This window comes from Cytobacillus oceanisediminis, from assembly GCF_003182355.1.
Lineage (GTDB): Bacteria > Bacillota > Bacilli > Bacillales > Cytobacillaceae > Cytobacillus > Cytobacillus oceanisediminis_A.
Genome location: NZ_QGTW01000041.1, coordinates 1 through 1298 on the forward strand (window position 1 = coordinate 1; position 1298 = coordinate 1298).

Here is a 1298-nt window from a genome sequence, read left to right on the forward strand (position 1 = left end):
TGGTCTTGCCCCTGTCAAGTAGACAACATAAAAAAGCTAAGCAGCGAGCGCGTGCCGATATTCAATCGGCGCGCGTTTCTTTAGTTTCTTTTGTCTTCGTTGGTAATTGTAATGATAGATGTAATCCTCAAGTGCTTGCCCTAGCTCTTCTTCTGAATTACACTTGTCTATATACAACTTCTCTGTTTTGAGGTGTGAGAAGAATGATTCTATGCAGGCATTGTCCAGGCAGTTTCCTTTTCGAGAGTGGCTGCCCTTGATGCCAAAAGCCTCTAATCGGTTGTTGTATAGCTTTGACGTATACTGGAAGCCCTGATCCGAATGGAGAACGGCTCCAGCTGCGTCTTTTTTAATTGTCCATTTATCTACTGTATTTAACACAAGTTCAAGATCATTTCTCTTGGATAGCTCCCAGCTTACTATTTCATTATTAAAGAGATCCTGGATTACTGATAAATAATAAAATTCGTCTCCAACAGACACATAGGTAATATCCGTTACCATTTTTTGATTAGGTCCAGCAGCCTTGAAATTCCTCTTTAGGCGATTGGGAAAGATAACAGAAGGGCTATGGCCGTGTCGTTTTCTCTTCTTCCGTATGACTGATTGTATGTCCATTTCTGTCATCAGCCTGTAGACCTTTTTGTGGTTGATGATATACCCATTTTCATTTAGTTCATCTGTCATACGCGGCCGGCCAAATTCAGGGTGCATGAAATGGATCCCCATAATGTGCTCGCGAATGTCCTGTTCCTTCCTAGCCTTCTCTTCCCGTTGAGTGTTAGTTTTCCTCCATTTGTAATAACTTGCAGGTTTGATGTAGGCAATCTCCAGCAGCCAGGAGACAGGATAGGCACCCCTTAATTCATCAATCAGTTCATATTTCATTCTTCTGGGAATGTCTCCTCCTTTACCAGATTTGGATACTGCTTTTTTAAATATTCAACCTGTGCCTTTAAATAATCTCTTTCCTCTTCAACCGACTTAAACTTCGTTCTAGGCCGGCCTTTCAAAGGATTGGGTACGCCTTTACGCTCATCAAAAGATTCTTTGTTTTTCCATTTCCTAACCCAAACTTTGAGCTGGCTGCAATTTCGAATCCCTAACTCTTCAGCCAATACTTTGTAACTCTTTGAACCATTAACGTATTTCATTACGGCATTAAGTTTGAACTCTTCTGAGTAGCTGTTAAATGTTTGGCCTTTTTTTGCCATAGAAAAATCCCCTCCAAGTAGAATTCTTTCCTCCATGGTATCATGAAGGTTTTTTTGAATGTCTACTTAAAGGGGACATTAACA

The 1298-nt window shown here is 40.7% G+C and carries 1 protein-coding gene; it reads right to left on the reverse strand.

The genetic code is table 11. The features are described from left to right. Positions 1 to 36 precede the first annotated feature (36 nt). Positions 37 to 1214 (reverse strand): IS3 family transposase gene (locus DFO73_RS28205; RefSeq protein WP_110067963.1). Its coding sequence is split into 2 segments (ribosomal slippage): positions 37 to 926 and positions 926 to 1214, totalling 1179 coding nucleotides; the frame shifts between segments, so codons are not numbered across the junction. Between the last annotated feature and the right edge of the window lie 84 nt (positions 1215 to 1298).